Here is a 19,974-nt window from a genome sequence, read left to right on the forward strand (position 1 = left end):
TCCTCTTTAGCTCGCTTTGGGCACGAACGCGCCCGGCGGAATGTTGCCCTCGACATAGGCGTGCTGAAGGGCGTCGAGCTGCACCCATAGCACGTTGGTCTTGAAGATCAGCGCGTTGCACACCTGCGCGCGCTGCTCCGGCGTCGTGGCGTGCGTCTTGACGTAGTCGAGCGCGAAATTGGCATCGCGCGGCGCCTGCGTCAGGCGGCGCTTGAAGTAGCTCATGATGTCGGGATTGACGAAGTCGTAATGCTGCAGCATGCCGGAGATGCGCTCTTCGTGGATGCTCGGCGCGAACAGCTCGGTGAGCGAGGAGGCGATTGCCTCCAGCGGGCTCTTTTCACGGCAGTAGTGGACGTAAGCCTCCACCGCGAAGCGCGTCGCCGGCAGAATGCCTTCGGTCGATTCCACGTAAGCGGTGTCGAGGCCGAGGCCTTCGGTCAGCTTCAGCCAGCGCTCGATGCCGCCCTCGGAGCCGACATCGCCGTCATGGTCCTCGATGCGGTGACGCCATTCCACGCGCGTGGCGCGGTCGCGGAAGCGCGAGATCACCACCGCGTCCTTGATCGGGATGGTGCTCTGGTAATAGTAGCGGTTGAGCGCCCAGGCCTGCACCTGGCCCTTGTTCAGCTTGCCGCCGTGCAAGAGCTTATGGAACGGATGCAGGCTGTGATAGCGCGTCGCCCCGATATGGCGCAGCGTCGCCTCCAGCTCCTCGGCCGAATTCAGCCTGATGTCCTTGCCGATCGAGAGCGCGGTCATTCCAGTCATTGACGCGGCATTCACAGCACGATCTCCGTTCCATCCCCAGGTATTTGCCAGCCCGCCTGTTCTGCCATTTTCCGCTCCGGGGAGGCGGGCAGCAGCGCCGGGTTCGAGTTATTGATATGCAGAAATATCTTCCTGTCGATATCGAGGTCGGCAAGCCGCGCAATCGCGCCATCGGCGCCGGACATCGCGACATGGCCCATGCTCTTGCCGGTCTTGTGGCCGAGCCCGGCCCTGATCATCTCGTCATCCTGCCAGACCGTGCCGTCGAAGAACACCAGCGCGGCGCCGTCGATCTCGGCCTTGAGCGCGTCGGTCACCTCGGCGCAGGCGGCGATGAAATAGAAGCACTTGCCGGTGGCCTTGTCGGTGATCTTCAGGCCCAGCGTGTCGCCGTCGCCGGTCTCGCCGCCCGGATGGGCCTTGCCTTCGAGATACCAGGCCGACTTGCCGGGCACGGCAAAGGGCAGCACCTCGAGCCCTGAGCGCGTACCGTCGGTCAGGCGCGGCTCGAACGGCTCGCCTATGTCGATCGACTGGCGCCGCACGTTCTTCTCGTTCAGCACGTTGAAGATGCTGTTGCTGGCAAGGATCGCGAGCACCTTCTCATGCGCATAGACCGTGAAGGGCGAGCCTTCGCGCATCGACAGCAGGCCGGCCACGGCATCCACTTCGCCGTTGGTCAGGATCACGCCGGCAACCGGCGTATGGCGCAGCGCGCCCGCCTTGGGGTGCAGTTGCGGCGTGGCATTCAGTTGCTGGCGAAGATCGGGCGAGGCGTTGATCAGGAACCAGTGCTCGCCGTCGCCGCTGAAGGCAACCGACGCCTGGGTTCGATGCAGCTCATGTCCATTCGCACGGGCCGCGCGGCAGCCCTCGCAGCCGCAATTCCATTGCGGCACTCCGCCGCCGGCCCCTGCGCCCAGGACGACGACGCGAAGCATGATCCGTCTCCTGGAGGCAACGTCGCGAGGTGGATCTCAGGCCGACACAAAATCTATCTTCCGGAAACGCGTCGTGACCGAAAGTGCCCGACCGCAAGAACCACCTGCGCAGAACGCGTACACACCAACCGCTTACTTGCGGGTGGCGCTCACATACATGTTGATTTCCATGCCGCAGGGCACTTCGACGATCTTCGGGGCTTTCCAGGCCATTTGGCTCTCCATTTTCGCGAATTCGGACGTATCCGCCCGCAGATAAATTAATGCGGGCGGAAAAGTTCGCCAGTGAAATTTTCCCGACCTAGGTAGTAGGCCGGCTTAATTGGTGCGCTGCAAAGAGAGCGTATTGCGGCCGTAAAGATGAGCGAATGACATACGCAAAATCGGCCGATAGGTCGTGATCCCTGTCGGGATAAACCAGTTGTGAGTATAGAACGGCTTCCAATCGGCTACAGGCGACCCCATTGGATCAGGCATGCCCAGATATTTCTTCAACACCCGTATCGGCGACGAATTGATCGTGGATCCTGACGGCGAGGACCTGCGCAACCCCGATCGCGCCTGGGAGGTCGCCCGCCAGATGATCCTGGAGGTCCTGAAATCGGAAGGAACCCAGCCGGCGCTGCTGGAGGCGGTCATCGAGGTCACCGATTCCGACGGGGAGATCGTGCTGGAGTTTCCCTTCACCGAGGCGCTGCTGGACATGCCGGACCAGTCGGCGACAAGGCATTAGCGGCTCGCAAGCTGCGCTCCCTCTCCCGCTTGCGGGAGAGGGTTGGGGAGAGGGTGTCTCCGCAAGCGGGACAATCCCCCAGAGGAAAAAGCCCTCACCCGCGCCTTCGGCGCGACCTCTCCCGCAAGCGGGAGAGGTTGCAGCGTGCCCGTGGTGAGACCTGTGCAGCACTGACATCACACCTTCGCCCCTGCGAAATCCGCATGGCTTTGCCGCGTTCCCGGCGCTAAAAGACGCCGGTCATACGGAGCAAGCCATGCAAGATCTCTGGCGCCTGTCGGCTGCCGACCTCGCCACCCTCGTCAGGTCCAAGAAGGTGTCCGCCCGGGAGGCCGCCAAGGCCGGCCTCGACCGCCTGGACGCGGTCAATCCCGCCCTCAACGCCGTGATCGACCACCGCCCGGAGGATGTGCTCAAGCAGGCCGACGCCGTCGATGCCGCGATTGGCCGGGGCGAGGACCCCGGCGCGCTCGCCGGCGTGCCCGTCACGATCAAGGCCAATGTCGACCAGGAGGGGTTTGCCACCACCAACGGCCTCAAGCTGCAGCGCGACCTGATCGCGCGCGAGGACAATCCGGTGGTCGCCAATTTCCGCAAATCGGGCGCCGTCCTGCTCGGCCGCACCAATTGCCCGGCCTTCTCCTATCGCTGGTTCACCACCAATCTGGTCCATGGCGACACCAAGAACCCCCGCGATGCCTCGCTGACGCCGGGCGGCTCCTCCGGCGGCGCCGGCTCGGCGGTCGCGGCCGGCATCGGCCACATCGCCCACGGCACCGACATCGCCGGCTCGATCCGCTACCCCGCCTATGCCTGCGGCGTGCACGGCCTGCGCCCGACGCTCGGCCGCATCCCCGCCTTCAACCCGGTGCTGCCGGAGCGCCCGATCGGGCCGCAGATCATGGCGGTCTCGGGCCCGCTCGCCCGCACCGTCAACGATCTGCGCATCTCGCTCGAAGCGATGTCTGCCCGCGACATCCGCGACCCCTGGTATGTTCCCGCGCCGCTGCAAGGCCCCGCGCGGCCGAAGCGTGCCGCGCTCTGCCTCAACCCGGATGGCCTTGCCACCACCCCGGAGGTGAAGGCCGCGGTGAGCGATGCCGGCAAGCGCCTCGAGCGCGCCGGCTGGACCGTCGAGACGATCGAAAACACCCCGCCGATGCGCGAAGCGGTCGAGTGGCAGATCAAGCTGTGGCTCGGCGACGGCTATGAGGCGCAGCTCGAGATGGCCGAGCGCGAGGGCGATCCCGGCGCGCTGGCCTGTCTGCGCGGCAACCGCGCCAGGGTCACGCCGATGGACCAGGCCAACTACGCCAAGGCGCTGACCCGAAGAGCCACGCTGACGCGCGACTGGATGCTGTTCTTCGAAAAATATGCCGTGGTGCTGACGCCGGTCTCGGGCGAATTGCCGTTCCCCGATCATCTCGATTGCAAGGACGAGGAGTCCTTCAAGCGCGTCTGGGAAGCACAGATGCCGCAGATCGCCACACCCTTCATGGGCCTGCCGGGCCTCGTGGTGTCCACCGGCCTCGTCGGCAAGACGCCGGTCGGCGTGCACATCGTGTCGGGCCGCTATCGTGAGGATTTGTGCCTGCTCGCAGGCGAAGCGATCGAGGCCGGCGGCGTGCCGCCGTCGCCGATCGACCCCGTGGGTTAGCGATGTCTGTGATCTACGACTTCAAGGCCAACTCGCTTGCCGGCGAGGAGGTGCCGATGCGCCGCTTCGAAGGACAGGTGCTGCTGATCGTCAACACCGCGAGCAAATGCGGCTTCACGCCGCAATATCGCGGCCTCGAGGATCTCTATCGCGATCTGTCGCCGCGCGGCTTCGCGGTGCTCGGCTTTCCCTGCAACCAGTTCGGCGCGCAGGAGCCGGGGCAGGCGAGCGAGATCCAGGAATTCTGCTCGACCCATTACGACGTCACTTTCCCCCTGTTCGAGAAGATCGACGTCAACGGCGCCAATGCGCATCCCCTGTATGAGTACCTGAAACGTCAGCAATCCGGCCTGTTAGGCGCCTCCATCAAATGGAATTTCACCAAATTCCTGGTGGACCGTGCCGGCAAGGTGATCGCGCGCTATGCGCCGACCGCCCGGCCCGAAGGATTGCGGCACCAAATCGAGACCCTGTTGTGAGCGAGACAATCATGAGCGACGAATTTCCCGACCGCCTGTCGGTCGACCCGAACAGCCCGTACTACAACGCGGACATCCTGGCCCGCGACGTCGGCATCCGCTTCAAGGGCATCGAGAAGACCAATGTCGAGGAGTACTGCATCAGCGAAGGCTGGGTCCGCGTCACCGCAGGGAACGCCAAGGACCGCTACGGCAATCCGCTGACCATCAAGGTGCATGGTCCTGTCGAGCCGTATTTCAGGGATAAGAAGTGACGGCGAAGCCGTCATTCCGGGGCTCGCGAAGCGAGAACCCGGAATCTCGAGATTCCCCGGTGCGCACTTGCGCACCTGAGGTCTGGTCCTTCGGACCATCCCGGAATGACGCACTAACAAATCGAAGGCCCCCCATGTCCGTCCGCATCGTCGACGTCCGCGAGATCACCAAGCCGATCTCTTCGCCGATCCGCAACGCCTATATCGACTTCACCAAGATGACGACCAGCCTCGTTGCCGTCGTCACCGATGTCGTGCGCGACGGCAAGCGCGTCGTCGGCTACGGCTTCAACTCCAACGGCCGCTACGGGCAGGGCGGCCTGATCCGCGAGCGCTTCGCCTCGCGTATCCTGGAAGCCGATCCGAAGTTGCTGCTCGATGAAGCCGGCGACAATCTCGACCCCGACAAGGTCTGGGCCGCGATGATGAGCAACGAGAAGCCGGGCGGCCATGGCGAGCGCTCGGTCGCGGTCGGCACCATCGACATGGCGGTGTGGGATGCGGTGGCGAAGATCGCGGGCAAGCCGCTGTTCCGCCTGCTCGCCGAACGCCACGGTGTCAAAGCCAATCCGCGCGTGTTCGTCTACGCCGCCGGCGGCTATTACTATCCCGGCAAGGGCTTATCGATGCTGCGCGGCGAGATGCGCGGCTATCTCGATCGCGGCTACAACGTCGTGAAGATGAAGATCGGCGGCGCGCCGATCGAAGAGGACCGTAAGCGCATCGAGGCCGTGCTGGAAGAGATCGGCAAGGACGCGCAGCTCGCCGTCGACGCCAACGGCCGCTTCAATCTGGAGACCGGCATCGCCTACGCCAAGATGCTGCGCGAGTATCCCTTGTTCTGGTACGAGGAGGTCGGCGATCCCCTCGACTACGCGCTGCAGGCCGCGCTCGCCGAATTCTATCCCGGCCCGATGGCGACAGGCGAGAATCTCTTCAGCCACCAGGACGCCCGCAATCTGATCCGCTATGGCGGCATGCGCCCCGACCGCGACTGGCTGCAATTCGACTGCGCGCTGTCCTATGGCCTGTGCGAATACCAGCGCACGCTAGAAGTCCTGAAAACCCACGGCTGGTCCCCCAGCCGCTGCATCCCGCACGGCGGCCACCAGATGTCGCTGAACATTGCCGCGGGTTTAGGTCTCGGCGGCAATGAAAGCTATCCCGACCTGTTCCAGCCCTACGGCGGCTTCCCGGACGGCGTCCGCGTCGAGAACGGCCACATCACCATGCCCGATCTCCCCGGCATCGGCTTCGAAGGTAAGTCCGATCTCTACAAGGAGATGAAGGCGCTGGCGGAGTAAGGGCGCGACGGCGCGAGGGCACGATGGCCGCGCCACACACTCAGTGTCGTCCCGGACAAGCGCGCCTTAAGCGCGCGCCGATCCGGGACCCATAACCCCAGGGAGAAGTCGTCTCTTGAAGCTGATGACTCCGAGTCCCCGTAGCCACGCTCTCCTGTGGTTATGGGTCCCGGATCAGCGCTCCGCTCTAGACAACGCTACGCGTTGTCGGGAGCTACGCTTGTCCGGGACGACGACTGAGTTTGCGACTACGACCTTGCCAAGCCCACCGCTGTCATGCCCCGGCTTGACCGGGCGATGACACTGAGTTTACCGCTCACCCCCGTTGCAGCATCGGTCGCAGCGTGCGGATGTCCGTCACAGCCTCGATCTCATACACCGCCTTGATCAGCTGCTCGCTCTTCTCCGCACCGACCACCGGTGCGATCAGGTCGCGCGCCTTGTCGATGACCTCCTCCCGCGTCATCGGGTTGCGCGGGGTGCCGCGCACCGCGGTGACACGCTCGGACAGGCGAGCGCCGTCGTTGAGCTCGATCTCGACGATGGCGACGCGCACCGGCAGCAGTTTTGCCAGTTCCTCGTCGCGCACCAAATTCACCTTGGCGCGCTCCTTCAGCACTGCCGCGTCCTGCATGCGCGGCTTGTCGTGCGCGGCATGGAAGGAGGCGGTCTTGTCGAGCAGCATCACGGCGACCATGTGCTGGAGGCAGATGTCGGGGATGTCGCGGTTGTCCACGACCTCGGCGACCGATGGCGCAAGGCGCACGGTGACGCCCTTGACCTCTCCGGCCTCGAACGCCTGCTTGCTGCGGATCGCATAGATCGCATCGAGCGGTCCCTGGATCGGCGAGCCCACGGTCCATTTCTTGATGTCGGTGCCCGCGATCTCGTAGCGCTCGCCGAGTTTTTCGACGAGCTTGTCGGTCGCAGCCTTCGGTGCATAGGCGAGAAAGTAATTGTCCGGCCCCGAGAACACGTCATCGACGCCGTTCCAGTCCGAGCGCACCAGCAGCGCCGCGGTCACGCCGTTGCGGGCCGGCATGCCGGCGAACACAAAACCCTTCTCGATATGATCGACGTCACGGCGCCACACGATGAAGCCGGAGGATTGCTGCGCGGCATAGTCGAGCACCCAGCGCATCCGCTGCGCGTCGAAGCCGGCGACGCAGGCCGCGGCGGCCGAGGCGCAGAAGGTGCCGGCAATGCTGTGCGTGCTCAGCACGCTCTCATAGCTGAAATCGGCCCCGCCCATCGCCATCACCACGCGGGTGCCGACGTCGTAGCCGAGCGTTACCGCGCGCAGGAAATGCGCGCCGTCAATGCCGAGATTTTCGCCGAGCGCGAGCGCGGCGGGCACAGTCGAAGAGCCCGGGTGCGAGCGCGACGGAATGTGGGAATCGTCGGTCTCGTCGGCATGCGCCATCACGCCGTTGGCGAGCGCGGCCTCGACCGGCGATGCGTTAAGCGCCGTGCCGGCGATTGTCGATGCGCCCTGTGCGGCATTGGCACGGATGTAACGCTGCGCCGCCTGGCCGGGCGGCAGCTCTGACCCTGATATCATCGAGGCCAGCGTGTCGAGGATGTGGTGCTTTGCGTGCTCGACGATGTCAGGCGGCAGTGCGCGGGCTTTGGCGGCGCTCATGTAGTCGCACAGCGCCGTCATCTCGGGCCCCGTGCTCGGGCGTTTGAAACCGCGTGCCGGCGGAAGCGAGAGGCCGGTCGCCGCCGCTGCGGTCAGCCTGAGAAAGTCGCGTCGTTTCATGGTGTCCCGTCTTTGATGCAGGAGTTCGATGAAACGGATAGCGCTTGGGACGGGCGCGTGTCCAGTAGCCGTCTTTCAGCAGTCTCTTTGCGGCGCGAAGCGATGGCCGCGCCAACAACGGTGTCGTCCCCGCCTAGTGCGCAGTTGCGCACGGGGGCGGGGACCCATAACCCCAGGGAGGAGTCGCGTTGCGAGCTGGCAACTCCGAGTCCCCGTAACCACGTCTGCCTGTGGTTATGGGTCCCGGATCTGCACTCCGCTTCGCTGCGCTTGTCCGGGACGACGGCTGAGTTGGCCCTACGACAGCCGCATGTCCAGCAGCCGTCGGCCTTCGCCCTTCAGCAGCTTCTTCACCGCGCTGGACGCCACGACCTCGCCGTCATTGGCATAGGCTTCGTGGTTCTTCTCGATGTCGTCGAGGCGGTAGAGGTAGTTCACCATCACGCCGGCGGACTCGCGCACGCCCTTCGGCGAGAGATCGCCCAGCCAGTTGATGCGCTCGAGCCGGGCGCCGTTGCCGAGATGGAAACGGGCGACGGAGTCGATCAGCCGGCCCTTGGGCGTGCGCGCCTTCAGGAAATAATAGGCGGCGAGCGGCTCCAGCACGCCGCGGAGCAGCGTCGTGGTCTCGGGGCTCTCGAACCATTTGGGATCGTCGAGGCGCTTGAGCACCTCGCGGTCCTCGTCGGACAGCGGCAGGTCCTTGTCCTGCGTTACCCATTGCATGAAGCCGGGCACCGGTGACAGCGTCACGAAATTGTCGAGCTTCGGCAGCTCGCGGCGCAGCTCCTCCACCACCTGCTTGATCAGGAAGCTGCCGAAGGAGATGCCGCCAAGACCGCGCTGGGTGTTGGAGATCGAGTAGAACACGGCAGTGCGCGCCTTCTCGATCGGAAGGTGCTGGCGATCGACGGCAAGCAGCGGCGCGATTGCGCCGGGGATGGTTTCGGTCAGCGCCACCTCGACGAAGATCAAGGGCTCGTCGACCATCGCCGGATGGAAGAAGGCGTAGCAGCGGCGGTCGACCGGATCGATGCGGCGGCGCAAATCGTCCCAGTCGCTGATCTCGTGGACGGCCTCATAGCGGATGATCTTTTCGAGGATGTTGGCCGGGGTCGACCAGTCAATCCGGCGCAGCACGAGAAACCCCCTGTTGAACCACGAAGAGAGAAGGTGCGAGACGTCGCGATCGAGCGCGGCGAGATCGGCGTGCCCGTTCATCATCCCGAGCAGATCGGCGCGCATGGCGACGAGGTCGCCGGTGCCGCCGGGCGCCCGGTTGAGGCGGCGGATCAGTTCCTGCCGCCGCGGCTCCGAGGCGAAATGCAGCGAGCTTGCGTCTTCGTCCGTCGGCTTGGCGCGCCACTTCTCGATCGCCTGGGACAGGCGTTCCCGGTCCGGGCCAAAATCGCGCACCAGCGCCTCGAAGAAGGCGCGGCGTCCCGTCGCATCCAGATCCCTGTAGAGATCGAGCACCTCGCGCGCCATCGCCGTGCCGGAGGCTTCGCCCCGGCCCGACAGCAGCGCGCCGCAGAGCTCGATCAGCCCGTCGGCGTCCTGTCTGGTGTCCGCGCTGTCTCCGCGGCGAAGCAGCGTGCGGCCGCGCTCGGAGATGGTGGCGAGCAGGTCGGAGAAGAAGGCGTTGGCCATCTGGGCTTTCGAGTCCGGGATTGTGCGATGCGAAGCTTACACGGGATTTAAGCGGAAGCCGATCACAATCAAGCAGGCGGATTTTGTATCTTTAGTTGGGCCGTGCGTTTCGGGAAGGGTGGCATGCTTGGTGAGGGCGGGCATCTACTATGATGCGACCTATCGGTTCATCGCGCTGCCGTAGGGTGGGCAAAGGCGCCCTTGCGCCGTGCCCACGATCTCTCGCTAACTGCAAAAGAACCGTGGGCACGCTTCGCTTTGCCCACCCTACGAGTTCTGCGCTCGCAATGACGAGGTTGGGGCTACCCCTTCCCCGCAAACTCCGTCGGCGTCCGCCCCGTCACCTGGCGGAATGCCGCCGAAAACGCCGGCACGCTGGCATAACCGAGCTGCGTCGCCAGCTGCTTCACCGACACGCTCGCATCCGTCGACAGAAGCTGGATCGCCGCGGCAATCCTTGCGCGCTGGCACCAGCTCTTGAAGCTCAGCTGCGTCTCGCTCGAGAACAGCCGCGACAGCGTGCGCGCGGAGGTTCCGACCTCGCGTGCCAGCGTGTCGATGTCGTGCAGGCCGGTGGGATCGTCGAGCACGATCATCGCGGCGCGGCGGCAGCGCGGCTCGCGCGGCAGCGGAACGAAGGTGGCGGAATCCTCGGCCTGGTGCAGTTCCAGCATCACCAGGCGGACCAGCAGCTCGGTGCGCTCTTCCGTATTGCGCGCGTCGAACAACGCCAGGATCGCCTGGTTGAGCAGCGGCGACACCCGCACCACGAATTCCCTGGTCAACCCCTGATAACGCTTTTCGTGCTTCAGCCAGGACAGGTCGAAATACAGCGTGCGCATCTCGATGTCGGCGAGCAGGTCGATGGCGTGCTCCAGCCCGGCCGGCACCCAGACCGCGCGGTCCGGCGGCACCAGCCAGCGTCCCCCGGGCGTCGTCACCTGCATGGTGCCGCGTGCCGCATAGATCAGCTGCGCCTCGCGGTGCATGTGCAGATCGATCCGCATGCCCTTGGGATAGTCGCGCGCGACCAGGTGCACGCCCGCCGGCGAGCGATGGTTGCTCCGGACCTCCCTCAGGATTGGCGTTTCCAAGATTGGCGTTTCCAAGACAGTCATTGGCAGCATCCCGTCATGGGTCCGACATATAACTCATTTCGGAGCAGGAGAGGATTCGTAATGAACAGCCCCAGCCGGGTCATCAGTTTCGTCAACGCGGGCCATTTCATCGACCATTATTCGATGCTGATTTTTGCCGCCGCCGTCATCATCATGGGGCCGGCGCTCGGCATGGCCTATTCGGAACTGCTGCCTTACGCGACGCCGGGTTTCATCGCCTTCGGTGCCGGCTCGCTGCTCACCGGCTGGCTCGGGGACCGCTGGAGCCGCCGCCACATGATGCTGATCTTCTTCGTCGGCATTGGCGCCTCCATGATTTCGGTCGGCTTCGTGCAGACCCCCGTGCAACTCGGCGCCGCGCTGCTGGCGATCGGCATCTTCGCCTCGATCTACCATCCCGTCGGCACCGCCATGATCGTGTCCTATGCCGACCGGCTTGGCCGCGAGATGGGCATCAACGGCGTCTGGGGCAATCTCGGCGTCGCCTCCTCCGCGCTTGTGACCGGCGTGATCGGGCAGTATCTCGGCTGGCGCTTTGCCTTCATCGTTCCCGGCGTGGTCACGGTCCTGATCGGCATCGCCTTCGCGATGAGCATCGTGCATGAAGACCGCAAGGGCTCCAAGCAGGCGGCGGCCCAGGCGCGGGTGGCAAAGCAGGACATGTGGCGCGTGATCCTGGCGTTGCTGATCGTCGTCATCGCGATCTCCACGACATTCAACGCCGTCACCGTCGCGCTGCCAAAGCTGTTCGCGGAGCGGCTCGCCGATCTGACCAAAAGCCCGGCGCTGCTCGGGGGCATCGCGGCCTGCGTCTACGTGTTCGGCGCGATGACGCAGTACACGATCGGCCGGCTGCTCGACCGCTATTCGCTGAAGACCGTGGCGCTGCCGCTGTCCTTCATGCTGGCGCCGTTCCTGTATCTCGCCGCCAGCCTGAACAATCTGCCGCTGATCATGGTCTCGATCGGCATCGTCATGGGCGCGTTCGGGCAGGTCACGGTGAACGACGCCATGGTCGGCAAGTACACCACGGAAGAATGGCGCTCGCGCGCCTACGCCGTGCGCTATTTCGTCGGCTTCACCGCGGCCGGCGCCTCCGTGGGCCTGGTTGCCTGGCTCTACGAGCAGGGCGGCTTCGTCACCATGCTGCATGCCTTCGCCGCACTCTGCCTGCTTGCGATCGTCGCGGCACTGATCCTGCCGCGGGAGATCAGGACGCCGCAGGCGGCGTGAGGGCTCCGTCATTCCGGGGCGCGCGGAAGCGCGAACCCGGAATCCATCGGGCGGCAGAGATTGCGGACAAATGGATTCTCAGACGCGCAATTGCGCATCGTAGCTACGCGACGCCCCGGAATGACGAGAGAGTTGCGCTGGCAATGAGCGCGGCACGCCACGCATGCCACCCACAATGCCATTATGCCCCTGTTTTGCCCGACGGAACAAGTCGTTTCGGCAAGGCCGAAATTTCAGAAGCTTTTTCAACCCCATCTCTACTGTGCATGGGGTTGTTTTCGCACTTTTTGTTTTCGCTCCCTTTACCCCCGCCGCGAGCGGCGGCGGGAACCTGCTCCACCTCCCGCGGGTTCTATCCCTGTGGGGCAGATAAAGGGGACAAGATAGCTGCATGCAGTGGCGCCTGCTCCGACCGGTCGGCCTCGTCCCCGCGGTGCTCGTCCTCACCACCATTGTAGCGGGCGCCGAAGGCGGCAAATCGGCCGGCCCCTCCGAGTCCCTCCTGATTCTGCAGATCGTGTTGTTGATCGCCGTCGGTCGCGGTCTGGGCGAACTCATGCAGCGCATCGGCCAGCCTTCGGTGATCGGCGAACTGCTCGCCGGCATCCTGCTCGGGCCGTCGCTGCTCGGCTGGCTCTGGCCGGAGGCGCAGCACGCCATCTTCCCCAAGACGCCCGAGCAGAAGGCGATGATCGACGGCATCGCCCAGTTCGGGATTCTTTTTCTGCTGTTGCTGACCGGCATGGAGACCGACCTCAAGCTGGTCAGGAAGGTCGGCAAGGCCGCGATCGCGATCTCGATCGCCGGCATCGTCGTGCCCTTCGCCTGCGGCTTTGCCCTCGGCGAGTTCCTGCCGGACGCGCTGCTGCCCGATCCGCACGCGCGCCTCGTCGCCTCGCTGTTCATGGGCACGGCGCTGTCGATCTCCTCCGTGAAGATCGTCGCCGTGGTCGTCCGCGAGATGAACTTCATGCGCCGCGATGTCGGGCAGATCATCGTCGCGACCGCCGTGATCGACGACACCATCGGCTGGATCATCATCGCCGTCATCTTCAGCCTGGCCTCGCAAGGCACGATTGACGTGGCCTCGGTCGCCAAGGCCGTGTTCGGCACGCTGGCTTTCCTCGTGGTCAGCTTCACCATCGGCCGCCGCCTGGTGTTCCAGCTCATCCGCTGGGCCAACGACACCCTCGTCAGCACCGCGCCCGTCATCACCGTGATCCTGCTGCTGATGGGCACGATGGCACTGATCACGCACCTGATCGGCGTGCACACCGTGCTCGGTGCCTTCGTCGCCGGCATCCTGGTCGGGGAGTCGCCGATCCTGACGCGGCAGATCGACGAGCGCCTGCGCGGCCTGATCTCGAGCTTCTTCATGCCGGTGTTCTTCGGCCTTGCGGGCCTTGCCGCCGATCTGTCGGTGCTGCGCGATCCCAACCTCCTGATGCTCACCGGCCTCCTCGTCGTCATCGCCAGCGTCGGCAAGTTCGGCGGTGCCTTCGTCGGGGGCACATTGGGCGGGTTGAACACGCGGGAGTCGCTGGCGCTCGCAAGCGGCATGAACGCGCGCGGCTCGACCGAGGTGATCATCGCCACCATCGGCCTGTCCATCGGCGTGCTCAGCCAGAACCTGTTCACGATGATCGTGACGATGGCGATCGTGACCACGATGGCGATGCCGCCGATGCTGCGCGCGGCACTGTCCAGGCTGCCGATGAACGAGGAGGAGAAGGAGCGCCTGGAGCGCGAGGAATTCGAGAAGCGCGGTTTCGTCGCCAACCTCGAACGTCCCCTGCTCGCGGTCGACGAGAGCGTCAACGCCACCTTTGCCGCCCACATCGCGGGCCTGATCGCCGGCATGCGCGGCCTGCCGATCACCGTGCTGCATGTCGGCAAGCGCGCCACGGAGCAGGAGAGGGGCCGCGACGTGGAGGAGAGCCATGAAGCCGTGGTGAAGAGGGCGGCCGAAATGGTGGCTCCCGATCCCGCGGCCGGGAACGTCGATGTGACGACGCGAATTCGCAGATCGGACCTCGGCGAAGCGGTCGGCGAGGAGGCGAAGAAGGGCTTCGATTTCCTCGTCGTCGGCATCGACAAGGTCATCGCGACCAAGGATCGTTTCGACAGGAAGGTCGAGGACATCGCCGCCCAATTCGAAGGGCCGCTCGCGATCGTGCTGGCCAAGGGCAGCCATCTGAAGCAGCCGGTGCCCAATGGTCTCAACATCCTCGTCCCGGTCTCCGGCAGCGCCGTCTCCAAGCGCGGCGCCGAGGTCGCGGTCGCGCTGGCGCAGGCCGGGTCAGGCTCGCTGCGTGTGATCTATGTGGCGACGACGCGGGACAAGGGCGCGCAACGCGGGGCGTCCCGTGGCCTCAGCCAGGAAACGGGCATCCTGAAGGACGCCAGCGATCTCGCCGCCCGCTACGACGTCGACATCACCACGACGCTGCGCGTGAACCGGTCGCCGGAGGCCGCGATCCTGCGCGAGATAGACACCACCGACGTCGATCTCGTGGTCATCGGCGTCGACCGCATCCAGGCCGATCATCTCTCCTTCGGCGGCGTCGCCGACGCCGTGCTACGGCAGTCGAAGGTCTCGGTGCTGCTGGTCTCGAGCGGCGAGGCGCGGCAGGCGTCGGCGAAGAAGGCCTAAGGCTTCACCTCCGCCACCGGCTGCGGCTTCGGTGCCTTCTTCGAAGCGCGCCAGTTCTCGAAGCGCTGCACCACCACGAAGAAGGCCGGCACGAACAGCACCGCGAGACAAGTCGAGGCCAGCATCCCTGAGAACACGGTGATGCCGATCGACTTGCGGGCGCTGGCGCCAGCGCCGGTCGCGAGCACCAGCGGCACCACGCCGAGGATGAAGGCGAACGACGTCATCAGGATCGGGCGGAAGCGGGCGCGCGCCGCCTCGATTGCCGCCTCCAGGATCGGCTTGCCGTCGCGGCCGTGCAGTTCGAGCCCGACCTCGACGATCAGGATGGCGTTCTTCGCCGACAGCGCGATCAAGAGGATCAGGCCGATCTGGCAGTAGAGGTTGTTGTCGATCTTGAGGCCGCTCAGGATCAGCATCGGCCCGATCAGCGACAGCGGCACGGCGAGGATCACCGAGATCGGCGCGTACCAGCTCTCGTACTGGCCGGCGAGCACGAGATAGACCAGCAGCATGGCAAGCCCGAACACCCAGTAGATCTGGTTTGAGACCGCCTTCTCCTGATACGACATCGCGGTCCATTCATAGCCGGTGCCGGGCGGCAGCGTTTTGTCCGCGATCTCCTCCATCAGCTTCAGCGACTGGCCGGAGGAGTAGCCCTGCGCCGGCAGGCCGATGATGGTCGAGGAGGGATAGAGATTGTAAAGGCTGATCAGCGACGGACCCGTCGCCGGCGTGATCTTGGCAACGGTGCCGATCGGGATCATGTCGCCGTTCGAGTTGCGCACCTGCATGTTGGCGATGTCGCGCTCGGTGACGCGGAAGGCGGGATCGGCCTGCGTATAGACCTGGAACACGCGGCCGAACTTGTTGAACTGGTTGACATAGGACGAGCCGAGATAGGTCGATAGCGCCGAGAACACCTGGTCGGTGGTGACGTGCAGCGTCTGGGTCTTGATGCGGTCGATCTCGACGTTGAATTGCGGCACCGAGGAGCGGAACGAGGACTGCACGCGTTGCAGTGCGCTCTGGCTCTGGCCGTTACTCACCATCGCGCCGGTGATCGCCTGCAGCTTGGCGAAATCGCTGTTGCCGTCGCGCAGCTCGACCTGCATCGAGAAGCCGGCGGCGTTGCCGATGCCCTGGATCGGCGGCGGCGGCAGCACGATGGTGCGCGCCTCCATGATCACGGCGAGCTTGTCGTTGAGGCCGTAGACCAGCGAGCGCAGATCCTCGCCGGGCCCTTTGCGCGCATCCCAGTCCTTCAGGATGATGTAGGCGACGCCGGCATTGGCAAGGCTCGCGCTGCTGTCGAGCGCGGAGATGCCGGCGATGGTGATGACCTGCGCCACGCCCGGCGCATCCTTGATGATCTCGCTGGCACGGTCGAGCACCTTCTGGGTCCGCTCCAGCGAGGCACCGTCGGGCAGCTGGATGGCGGCGATCAGGTAGCCCTGGTCCTCGATCGGCAGGAAGCCGGTCGGCACCCGCGACAGGCCATAGCCGCCAACCCCGATCAGCACCAGCGCGACGGCGACCGACACCGTGGCGTTCCTGACCAGGAAGGTGATCAGCCGCGTATAGCCGCGCTCGACCCGGTTATAGACGTTGTTGAAGCCGCGATAGAAGAAGTTGCGCTGCTCCGGCGGCACCGTCGGCCGCAGCCACAGCGCGCATTGCGTCGGCTTCAAGGTCGCCGCGTTGATGGCGGACAGCAGCGCAGTCGCCGCGATCACCAGCGCGAATTGCGAGTAGATGCGGCCCGTCAGGCCCGCGAGGAACGAGGCCGGCAGGAACACCGAGATCAGCACCAGGGTGATGCCGACGATCGGCGCAAACAGCTGGTCCATCGCCCTGATCGCGGCATCGTGGCCGTTCATGCCCTGCTCGATATTGTGCGCGGCGCCTTCCACCACGACGATGGCGTCGTCGACCACGATGCCGATCGCGAGCACAATCGCGAACAGCGTCGACATGTTGATGGTGAAGCCGAGCGCCGCCATCGCGGCGAAGGCGCCGATGATGGTGACCGGCACCGTCGTCGCCGGCACCAGCATCGCGCGCCAGTCCTGCAGGAAAACAAGGATCACGACCAGCACCAGCAGGCCGGCCTCGATCAGCGTCATGTAGACCTCGTGCACCGAGGCCTCGACGAATTTGGTGGTGTCGAACGGCGTGTCGTATTTGATGCCCTCCGGGAAGCGCTTGGCAAGCTCCGCCATCTTCTTCTCGACCGCCTGCTCGACCTGGAGCGCGTTGGCGCCGGGCGACTGGAACACGCCGATGCCGGTGGCGGGCTGCTTGTTGAGCGAGAAGATCTGGCTGTAGGTCTGCGCGCCGAGCTCGACCCAGCCGACGTCGCGCACCCGCGTGACGTCGCCGCTGGTCCCCGTCTTGACGATGATGTTCTCGAACTGGGTGGTGTCGTCGAGCCGTCCATTGACGTTGAGCGTGTACTGGAAGGCCTGGCCCGGCGGCGTCGGCGGCGCGCCGACCTGGCCGGCCGAGACCTGCTGGCTCTGCTGCTGGATCGCGTTGATGACGTCCTGCGGCACCAATCCGCGCGCCAGCAGCTTGTTCGGATCGAGCCACACCCGCATCGAATATTGGCCGGCACCGAACACCGTGACGTTGCCGACGCCGGGCAGGCGGGAGAGCTCGTCGCGGATGTTGATGGTGGCGTAGTTGCTCAAATAGAGGCTGTCGTACTTGGCCCCAGGCGAGGTCAGCGTGACGAACAGCAGGATCGCGGTCGATTTCTTCTGGACGGTGACGCCCTGGTTCTGCACCGACTGCGGCAGCTGCGCGAGCGCGCTGGAGACGCGGTTCTGCACCAGCACCTGCGCGAAGTTCAGGTCGGTGCCGATCTTGAACGTCACGGTCAGCGTGTAGGTGCCGTCGGAGCCGCTGTAGGACTGCATGTAGAGCATGTCCTCGACGCCGTTGACCTGCTGCTCGATCGGCAAGGCAACCGTGTCGATCACGGTCTTGGCGCTGGCGCCGGGATAGCGCGTGGTGACCTGCACCGTCGGCGGCACCACGTCGGGGTATTGCGCGACCGCAAGATTGAACAGCGCGACGCCGCCGATCAGGATCATCAAGAGCGCGATGACGTTCGAGAGGACCGGCCGCTCGATGAAGAACTTTGAGATCATGGCCGGCGGCTCCTACTTGGTGGACGCCTGGGACTGGTCGATCTTCGTCACCTGCGGGTCGATCTTTTGCCCCGGGATCACCCGCAGCAGTCCCGCGATCACGACGCGGTCGTCCGGCTTCAGCCCGCTTTCGATCACGCGCAGGCCGTTGTCGGTCGGCCCGATCTGCACCTTGCGCTGCTCGACGACATTGTCGTTATTGACGACGAGGAGATAGCGGCCGCCCTGATCGCTACCGAGCGCGGTATCGGGGACGAGCAGGGCTTCCTTCTCCTGGGTGAAGGGCACGCGGACGCGGACGAAATAACCTGGCAGCAGCGCCCGCTTGTCGTTGGGCACGACGCCGCGCACCGCGAGCGTGCCCGTCGATGTATTGAGGGTCGGCGAGACGTAGTCGAGGTGGCCTTCATGCGGATAGCCGGTCTCGGTCTGGAGGCCCACCTGGACCGGCAACTGTCTGAGCTCGGCGACGGTCAGCCCGCGGCGGGCCGCTTCGGCGCGGATGCGAAGGACGTCCTGCTCGTTGACCGTGAAGTTCACCCAGATCGGGTCCATCGCGACGATGGTCGCGAGCTGGGTCGGGGAGGAGACGCCGACGAGCTCGCCGACCGAAACCAGGTGCGCGCTGACGATGCCGTCGAACGGCGCGGTCACGTTGGTGTAGCCGTAATTGACCTCGGCGAGCCTGGTATTGACCTGGGCCTGCTGGAGGTTGGCCTGGGCGTTGTCGCGGGTCGATGTCGAGGTGTCGAGGGTGGACTGCGAGACTGCCTGGCGCTGCACGAGCTCGACCTGCCGCTTGAAATCGGCTTCGGCCTGCTTGACCGTGGCTTGCGCGCCGACCTCCGCGGCCTTCGCCTGCTCGACCTTGAGCTTGTACGTCTCCGGCTCGATCGTGAACAGCTGGGTGCCCTGCTTGACGAAGCTGCCGTCCTGATAGTCGATCGATTGCAGGAAACCCTGCACGCGTGCGACGAGATCGACGCTCTTGATCGGCGCGGTGTTGCCGGTGGCCTCGACATAGCGCGTCACCGGCCGCTGCACCGGGGTCGCCACGTCCACCTTCGGCGGCGGCGGCGCCACGTAGGCGTTCTTGTCCTCGCAGCCGGCGAGCGCGATCATGGCGCTCGCGGCGGCCAGCGCCCGTCCGACATGTCTCCACGCTCCATTGCGATGGGCGAGCGATGCGGGATTCGCGCAGGTCATTCGGTAGCCCCCGATTATTGTCTGTCGGTGCGGCAGGCTACCAACAAACGCCCGGCCGTGGAACACCATAGCCATGGCAGTCACGGGCCTTGCACTGCAAACCGCGCCATGGCTTTTGACAGATTTGTCATGACAAACCGCTTTTCACTGCGCGCACGATCGACCAGAATTGTGTCAGGCCGTGTGCCGGAGACTGAGCAGTTGAAAGAAGAAAAGGTGAGGAGAACATGACATGCCCACGATCCTCCACTCGGCCCTTGCCGGCCTCGTTCTCGCAGCGGCCCTCGCCATGCCTGCGCTAGCCGATGGCCTGAAGGACGAGATCGCGCCGACCGGCAAGCTGCGGGTCGCGATCGCGATCAGCCCGGCAGGCGGCGCGTTCTGGTCGACCAGGACGGAAGCAAGCTTCGCCGGCGTGCCGGTCGACCTCGGCAAGGAGATGGCCGCGCAGATCGGTGTGCCCGTCGAATATGTCGTGCACCAGAATTCCGGACAGATCACCGATGCGGCCGGCAAAGGCACCTGGGACGTCACATGGCTCCCCAAGGATCCCGAGCGCGAGAGCAAGATGCTGTTTGGCCCGATCTACGAGGTCGCGGACGCCACCTACATCGTCAAGCCGGGTTCGAGCATCACCAATTTCGCCACGCTGGACCAACCCGGCATCAAGGTCGCGGCCGTCAACGCGACGACCACCATGCGCGGCGCGATCGCGCATCTGAAGAATGCGAAGGTGACCGGCTATCAGACATACGATGAAATCTTCGGCCTGCTGAAGAGCGGCGAGATCGATGCCTTCGCGCTGTCGCGCGACCAGCTCAACAAGATGGCGCAGAAGATTCCGGGTACACGGGTGCTCGACGAGACCTTCAAGAAGACGGTGACCGCCGTCGCCGTTCCGCTTGGCCACAACCAGGCGCTGACCTTCGTCAGCAAATTCATGAACGAAGCGGTGACCAACGGCACCCTGCGCAAGGCCTATGACAACAACGGCCTGAAGGACACGCCGATCCGCACGGAGTAGGGCATGCGGCGCAGCTTGGCTGCGCCGCGCGCTG

The 19,974-nt window shown here is 65.1% G+C and carries 16 protein-coding genes; 8 read left to right on the forward strand and 8 right to left on the reverse strand.

Annotated elements, in window-relative coordinates:
• Positions 1–6 precede the first annotated feature (6 nt).
• The 3 genes from pqqC to pqqA all read right to left on the reverse strand — a co-directional run bounded on the left by pqqC (position 7) and on the right by pqqA (position 1,925).
• Entirely contained in the window at positions 7–762 is a 756-nt protein-coding gene (gene pqqC, locus JQ635_RS23925; protein ID WP_246583721.1) for a pyrroloquinoline-quinone synthase PqqC, read from the reverse strand.
• A 20-nt stretch (positions 763–782) separates the two neighbouring features.
• Positions 783–1,712: a pyrroloquinoline quinone biosynthesis protein PqqB gene (gene pqqB / locus JQ635_RS23930; RefSeq protein ID WP_211412238.1), complete on the reverse strand. Its 930-nt coding sequence runs from the start codon at positions 1,710–1,712 to the stop codon at positions 783–785.
• A gap of 132 nt (positions 1,713–1,844) precedes the next feature.
• Positions 1,845–1,925: a pyrroloquinoline quinone precursor peptide PqqA gene (gene pqqA, locus JQ635_RS23935; RefSeq protein ID WP_007595659.1), complete on the reverse strand. Its 81-nt coding sequence runs from the start codon at positions 1,923–1,925 to the stop codon at positions 1,845–1,847.
• 262 nt (positions 1,926–2,187) lie between these two features.
• Between pqqA and JQ635_RS23940 the strand changes: the two genes are divergently transcribed.
• From JQ635_RS23940 to tarD, 5 genes are all read left to right on the forward strand, one after another.
• Entirely contained in the window at positions 2,188–2,445 is a 258-nt protein-coding gene (locus tag JQ635_RS23940) for a DUF6894 family protein (protein ID WP_130365152.1), read from the forward strand.
• 256 nt (positions 2,446–2,701) lie between these two features.
• Positions 2,702–4,102, forward strand: coding sequence for an amidase family protein (locus JQ635_RS23945; protein WP_211412239.1), 1,401 nt, complete (start codon positions 2,702–2,704; stop codon positions 4,100–4,102).
• 2 nt (positions 4,103–4,104) lie between these two features.
• A complete protein-coding gene (locus JQ635_RS23950; RefSeq protein ID WP_211412240.1) occupies positions 4,105–4,581 on the forward strand; it encodes a glutathione peroxidase in 477 nt (158 codons plus the stop codon).
• An 11-nt stretch (positions 4,582–4,592) separates the two neighbouring features.
• Entirely contained in the window at positions 4,593–4,835 is a 243-nt protein-coding gene (locus tag JQ635_RS23955) for a DUF3297 family protein (RefSeq protein WP_035730878.1), read from the forward strand.
• A 134-nt stretch (positions 4,836–4,969) separates the two neighbouring features.
• Positions 4,970–6,139: a D(-)-tartrate dehydratase gene (tarD, locus tag JQ635_RS23960; RefSeq protein WP_211412241.1), complete on the forward strand. Its 1,170-nt coding sequence runs from the start codon at positions 4,970–4,972 to the stop codon at positions 6,137–6,139.
• Positions 6,140–6,455: 316 nt separating this feature from the next.
• Here the strand turns inward: tarD and JQ635_RS23965 are convergent, their stop codons facing one another.
• The 3 genes from JQ635_RS23965 to JQ635_RS23975 all read right to left on the reverse strand — a co-directional run bounded on the left by JQ635_RS23965 (position 6,456) and on the right by JQ635_RS23975 (position 10,678).
• Positions 6,456–7,901, reverse strand: a complete 1,446-nt coding sequence (locus JQ635_RS23965) for an MmgE/PrpD family protein (protein ID WP_211412242.1) — start codon at positions 7,899–7,901, stop codon at positions 6,456–6,458.
• Between the two features lie 297 nt (positions 7,902–8,198).
• Positions 8,199–9,551 (reverse strand): malonyl-CoA decarboxylase, encoded by a 1,353-nt coding sequence (locus JQ635_RS23970; protein ID WP_211412243.1) that lies wholly within the window; start codon positions 9,549–9,551, stop codon positions 8,199–8,201.
• A gap of 302 nt (positions 9,552–9,853) precedes the next feature.
• Positions 9,854–10,678: an AraC family transcriptional regulator gene (locus JQ635_RS23975; protein WP_211412244.1), complete on the reverse strand. Its 825-nt coding sequence runs from the start codon at positions 10,676–10,678 to the stop codon at positions 9,854–9,856.
• A gap of 51 nt (positions 10,679–10,729) precedes the next feature.
• Between JQ635_RS23975 and JQ635_RS23980 the strand changes: the two genes are divergently transcribed.
• Complete coding sequence (locus JQ635_RS23980; RefSeq protein ID WP_211412245.1) at positions 10,730–11,902, forward strand: MFS transporter; 1,173 nt, start codon at positions 10,730–10,732, stop codon at positions 11,900–11,902.
• Between the two features lie 391 nt (positions 11,903–12,293).
• A complete protein-coding gene (locus tag JQ635_RS23985) occupies positions 12,294–14,555 on the forward strand; it encodes a cation:proton antiporter domain-containing protein (protein ID WP_211412246.1) in 2,262 nt (753 codons plus the stop codon).
• On the opposite strand, the gene JQ635_RS23990 is transcribed toward JQ635_RS23985, so the two are convergent.
• Both JQ635_RS23990 and JQ635_RS23995 read right to left on the reverse strand, forming a co-directional pair.
• Positions 14,552–17,710, reverse strand: coding sequence for an efflux RND transporter permease subunit (locus JQ635_RS23990; protein ID WP_211412247.1), 3,159 nt, complete (start codon positions 17,708–17,710; stop codon positions 14,552–14,554). The two genes, JQ635_RS23985 and JQ635_RS23990, sit on opposite strands and share 4 nt — an antisense overlap.
• A 12-nt stretch (positions 17,711–17,722) precedes the next feature.
• On the reverse strand, positions 17,723–18,916 hold the full coding sequence (locus JQ635_RS23995) for an efflux RND transporter periplasmic adaptor subunit (protein WP_211412248.1): 1,194 nt from the start codon (positions 18,914–18,916) through the stop codon (positions 17,723–17,725).
• Positions 18,917–19,148: 232 nt separating this feature from the next.
• Between JQ635_RS23995 and JQ635_RS24000 the strand changes: the two genes are divergently transcribed.
• Positions 19,149–19,940, forward strand: coding sequence for an ABC transporter substrate-binding protein (locus tag JQ635_RS24000; RefSeq protein ID WP_211412249.1), 792 nt, complete (start codon positions 19,149–19,151; stop codon positions 19,938–19,940).
• Positions 19,941–19,974 lie beyond the last annotated feature (34 nt).

It is taken from the genome of Bradyrhizobium iriomotense, from assembly GCF_018130765.1.
Lineage (GTDB): Bacteria > Pseudomonadota > Alphaproteobacteria > Rhizobiales > Xanthobacteraceae > Bradyrhizobium > Bradyrhizobium iriomotense_A.